The organism is Streptomyces sp. NPDC059456, assembly GCF_042750055.1.
In the GTDB taxonomy this organism is placed as follows: domain Bacteria; phylum Actinomycetota; class Actinomycetes; order Streptomycetales; family Streptomycetaceae; genus Streptomyces.
In genome coordinates this window covers 1-4,562 of record NZ_JBHYVA010000678.1, presented here as the reverse complement: position 1 = coordinate 4,562, position 4,562 = coordinate 1, and the positions used below count along the sequence as shown (strand labels likewise).

Genomic DNA, 4,562 nt, shown 5'->3' with positions numbered 1-4,562 from the left:
CGGTCACCGCCGGAGCGGAAGCCACCAGAGGGACGGTCGTCGCGGCGGAAGCCGCCACGGTCGCCACCGCGGTCGTCACGGTTGAAGCCGCCCGACGGACGGTCGTCACGGCGGAAGCCGCCACGGTCGTCACGGCGGTCGCCGCCGGAGCGGAAGCCACCGGAGGGACGGTCGTCGCGGCGGAAGCCGCCACGGTCGCCACCGCGGTCGTCACGGTTGAAGCCGCCCGACGGACGGTCGTCACGGCGGAAGCCGCCACGGTCGCCACCGCGGTCGTCACGGCGGAAACCACCGCGGTCGCCGCCACGGTCGTCACGGCGGTCGCCGCCGGAGCGGAAGCCGCCCCGGTCGCCACGGTCACCGCGGTCGTCACGACGGTTGTCGCGGCGCTCGTAGTTGCCCCGCTCGTCACGGGCCTGGAAGGACGGACGCTCGTCGGCGACCGGCGTGGCCGCGACGGCGGCCGCGACCTCGGCCTCGGCGGCCTCGACCACCTCGGCGACGGCGGCCTCGGGGTCCTCGCCGCGCTCACGGGCGGAGCGGGCGACCAGACGGTCGGCCTCCTCGCGCAGCTCGGCGGCACGGCGCGTCATGCGCTCCAGCTGCTTGGTGAGGTCGGCGACCTCGCGCTCGGCCTGCTTGGCGGCGTTGTTCGCGGAGTCGGCCTGGACCTCGGTGAGCGAACGCGCACCGGTGATCTCGGCGACCTCGGGGTCGAAGGCGCCGGCGCCCTGGACGATGTGGCGCGAGGCGTCGACGCCCGCGTCCTCCATCAGGCGGAAGATCTGGCGGCGCTGGTGCGGCAGGGCCAGGGAGACCACGACACCCGACTTGCCGGCACGGGCGGTACGGCCCGAGCGGTGCAGGTAGTCCTTGTGGTCGCCGGCCGGGTCCACGTTCAGGACCAGGTCGATGCCGTCGACGTGGATGCCGCGGGCGGCGACGTCGGTGGCGACGAGCGCGTTGACGTAGCCGTCCTTGAAGTCGGCGAGGACGCGGGTACGGGCGCCCTGCGTCATGCCGCCGTGCAGCGCGTCGGCCTTCACGCCGGCCTCGACGAGCTGCTCGGCGATGCGGTCGGCGCCCAGCTGGGTGCGGACGAAGATGATGGTGCGGCCCTTGCGGGCGGCGATGGCGGCCGTGACCGGCGCCTTGTCCTTCGGCTTCACGACGAGGACGTGGTGCGTCATGGTCGTGACGTTGCCCTGCGCGCTGTCGACCTCGTGCGTGACGGGGTTGGACAGGTAGCGCTTGACCAGGGTGCCGATCTCGTTCTCCATGGTGGCGGAGAAGAGCATGCGCTGGCCGCCGCCGGGGATCTGGTCGAGCAGCTCGGTGACCTCGGGAAGGAAGCCCAGGTCGGCCATCTGGTCGGCCTCGTCGAGGACGGCCACCTCGACGTTCTCCAGGGAGCAGGCGCCGCGGTTGATGATGTCGCGCAGACGGCCCGGGGTGGCGACGAGGACGTCGACACCGCGCTCCAGGGCGTAGATCTGGTTGCCCATGGAGGTACCGCCGCAGACGACCTTCATCTTCAGGCCGAGCACGTCGCCGTAGGGCTGGAGGGCGTCCGCGACCTGCATCGCGAGCTCACGGGTCGGCGTGAGGATGATCGCGCGGGGCTTCTTCTTCTCGGTGTGGCCACCGGCCAGGCGGGCCAGGGTGGGCAGACCGAAGGAGAGGGTCTTGCCGGAGCCGGTGCGGCCGCGGCCGAGGATGTCCTTGCCGGCCAGGGCGTCCGGGATGGTCGCGGCCTGGATCGGGAAGGGGGAGGTGACGCCGTTCTGCGCGAGCTTGCGCACGACGCCCTCGGGCAGACCGAGGTCGCCGAAGGTGACGGTGGGCTCGGCGTCGGCGTCGGTGGACTGGTCGTTCGTCACGTCGGCTTCGAGAGCCTCGATGATCTCGTCCGCCTCAGCGGCCTCGATCGCCTCGGTGACCACAAGGGCCTCGACGGCGTCGACGATCTCGTTCGAGTCGTTCTCGGGCATGACGGCACGGTCAGAACTGGAAATGGACATGCGAAATGCGAAACCTTCCGGAGTCTCGGCACGCGCCCAAACTCCGTGAATCGCAAATCGACCGCCTCAATGCGGTCAGCCACGGCTAGGGAGAGTACGCGCCACACGGCGCTCTTCGGATTCGGCGCCGGGCAATGGGATCAAACGATCTATAACCATACGCACCCTCCCGGGGGTCTGGCAAGTCGTTCCGGCCCGATCCGTCCTGACCTGCGACGATCCCCCCGATCCCGGGGCACCGGAGCCGGCCCCGGGAGCCCCGGGAGGCCGCCCGGGGCCGCTAGCTGGACGACGGGCTGGGCTCCGGAGCCGGGGGCGTCGGGTCCGCGGAAGTGGGCGAAGTCACGGGCGGCTGCGGGCTCGGCGGCGTGACGGGCGGAGGTGTGACCTGCGCCCCACCGGAACCACTGTTTCCGTATCCGCCCGAGGTGGGCTGCTGCGGCCCCTGGCCGCCGGCCCCGCCGCCCGGACCGGCCGACGGCGAGGGCGCCCCGGGCCGCCCGGCGGGCGCACCCGGGCTGGGGGAGGCCCCGACGGCCCCGGACGCCTTGCCGTCCTCGGCCTGCCTGCCCTCCTCACCCGCCGCGCCGGGCTTCGAACCGTGGCCGCCGCGGGTGCCCGCACCCCTGCCGGATACGGAACCTCCCGCCTCGGCCGCCGCCTTGCGGTCCGCGGAGGAGGACGGCCCGGGCTTCGCGGCGCCCTCGCCGACGCTCATGCAGCCCGCGGTGGCCGCGACCGCGAGCGCGGAGACGGCCAGCCGGAGAGAGGCGGACAACTGGCGCACGGGGCACCTCCTGGGGGGCTCCCCGGCAGCAGCCGGGGGAGGGCGGTCAGGGTCCGCATGAGCGGGTCAATGTGCCCAACTCCCTTTGCCCCGCAAGAGACACGCCCTCGGGGACACCGCCCGTCCGCGATCCGCCGCCGCCGCGCCCGGCGGCACACCGGCACGCACCGCCGCGGGCGGCACCGGCTCAGGCGAACAGCTGCCGCCCCACCTGCACCCCGAGGGTCACCGCGCCCAGCCCCGCCAGCACCGAGGCCGCCACGTTCGCCGCCGCCAGGAACCGCCAGCCGCGCTCGTACAGCCGCAGCGTCTCGTACGAGAACGTCGAGTACGTGCTCAGCGCCCCGCACAGCCCGGGCCCCACCAGCAGGTTCAGCCACTCGGGTGCCGCACCGGCCAGCACCGCACCCGTCAGCAGCCCGAGCACCAGGCAGGCGGCCGCGTTCACCACGAGCGTCCCCCACGGGAACACCGAATCGTGCCGCGCCTGCACCGCACGGTCCGTCAGATAGCGCAGCGGTGCCCCCACCACCGCACCCAGCAGCACCGGAAGCCAGTTCACGCGGACCTCCCCGGTCCGCCGCGCACCGCGAGGCCCGTCGCGAGGCGGGTCAGCAAGGCCCCCGCCCACACCGCTCCCAGCGCCCCGACCACCGTGAGCCCGGCGTACGCCAGCGCGGTCCCCGCCTCCCCCGCGTCCAGCAGCCGCGAGAAGTCCACGGCGTACGTCGAGAAGGTGGTGAACCCGCCGAGCACCCCGACCCCGCAGAACGGCCGGACCAGCGGGTGCGGCGCCGTCCGGCCGCCCTCGCTGATCAGCACCATGAGCACCCCGATCAGCGCACAGCCGATCACGTTGGTCCAGAACGTCGTCCACGGGAAGGCCGCCGCGCCGGCCGGCCACAGCAGCGCCGCCCCGTACCGCGCCGAGGCCCCGAGGGCGCCGCCGGCGGCGATCGCGGCCAGCACCGGCCCGGGCCGCTCGGTGCGCTGCCCGGGTACGTGGAGGTCGACGTCCGGGTCGATCGCCTCGGCGGCGGCGTCCGCGCCCGGGCTCCCGCCGGGCTGCGGGCCGGTCACCCGTAGCCCAGGGCGTGGAGCCGGTCGTCGTCGATGCCGAAGTGGTGGGCGATCTCGTGCACCACCGTGACCTCCGTCTCGGCGATCACGCTCTCGCGGTCCTCGCACATCCGCAGCGTGGGGTTGCGGAAGATGGTGATCCGGTCCGGCAGCACGCCGGCGTACCACTCGCCGCGGTCCGTCAGCGGAGTCCCCTCGTACAGCCCGAGCAGGTCGGGATCGTCGGCCGGCGGTTCGTCCTCGACGAACACCGCCACGTTGTCCATCAGCCGCGTCAGCTCCGGCGGGATGCGGTCCAGGGCCTCTGCGACGAGCTCCTCGAACTCCTCGCGCGTCATCTCCAGCACCGGGCCATTGTCCCTCCGGCGGGGGCACGTCCCGCATGCGGGAGAAACCGTTTTGGCGATACCTCCCCGGATCCCATATGCTTCTCACGTCCCCGACGCGCTGAAGAAGTGCCCGGCGGGCCTTTAGCCCTCATCGTCTAGTGGCCCAGGACGCCGCCCTTTCAAGGCGGTAGCACGGGTTCGAATCCCGTTGGGGGTACGCATTACCGTGTGCAAGACTTGTCTCGCACACTGCAAGGTCCTGTGGAGCAGTTGGTTAGCTCGCCACCCTGTCAAGGTGGAGGTCGCGGGTTCAAGTCCCGTCAGGATCGCTGAGGCCGGAAACGG

Annotated in this window: 5 protein-coding genes and 2 tRNA genes; 2 read left to right on the top strand and 5 right to left on the bottom strand. The window is 73.0% G+C overall.

Annotation, left to right across the window (positions count from 1 at the left end):
* The 5 genes from ACFXA3_RS36230 to ACFXA3_RS36210 all read right to left on the bottom strand — a co-directional run.
* On the bottom strand, positions 1 to 1,991 hold a 1,991-nt coding region (locus ACFXA3_RS36230; RefSeq protein WP_385194317.1), incomplete at its 3' end, for a DEAD/DEAH box helicase.
* Between the two features lie 310 nt (positions 1,992 to 2,301).
* Entirely contained in the window at positions 2,302 to 2,808 is a 507-nt protein-coding gene (locus ACFXA3_RS36225) for a hypothetical protein (RefSeq protein ID WP_385194314.1), read from the bottom strand.
* A gap of 187 nt (positions 2,809 to 2,995) precedes the next feature.
* Positions 2,996 to 3,370, bottom strand: a complete 375-nt coding sequence (locus tag ACFXA3_RS36220) for a fluoride efflux transporter FluC (protein ID WP_385194312.1) — start codon at positions 3,368 to 3,370, stop codon at positions 2,996 to 2,998.
* Entirely contained in the window at positions 3,367 to 3,888 is a 522-nt protein-coding gene (locus tag ACFXA3_RS36215; protein ID WP_385194310.1) for a fluoride efflux transporter FluC, read from the bottom strand. Before ACFXA3_RS36215 ends, ACFXA3_RS36220 begins: the two co-directional genes overlap by 4 nt.
* Entirely contained in the window at positions 3,885 to 4,235 is a 351-nt protein-coding gene (locus ACFXA3_RS36210) for a metallopeptidase family protein (RefSeq protein WP_385194307.1), read from the bottom strand. The genes ACFXA3_RS36215 and ACFXA3_RS36210 overlap by 4 nt, the downstream gene beginning before the upstream one ends.
* A gap of 126 nt (positions 4,236 to 4,361) precedes the next feature.
* Here ACFXA3_RS36210 and ACFXA3_RS36205 point away from each other — a divergent pair.
* Together ACFXA3_RS36205 and ACFXA3_RS36200 are read left to right on the top strand one after the other, a co-directional pair.
* A tRNA-Glu gene (locus ACFXA3_RS36205) sits at positions 4,362 to 4,434 on the top strand.
* Positions 4,435 to 4,472: 38 nt separating this feature from the next.
* Positions 4,473 to 4,546: transfer RNA gene (locus ACFXA3_RS36200), tRNA-Asp, on the top strand.
* Positions 4,547 to 4,562 lie beyond the last annotated feature (16 nt).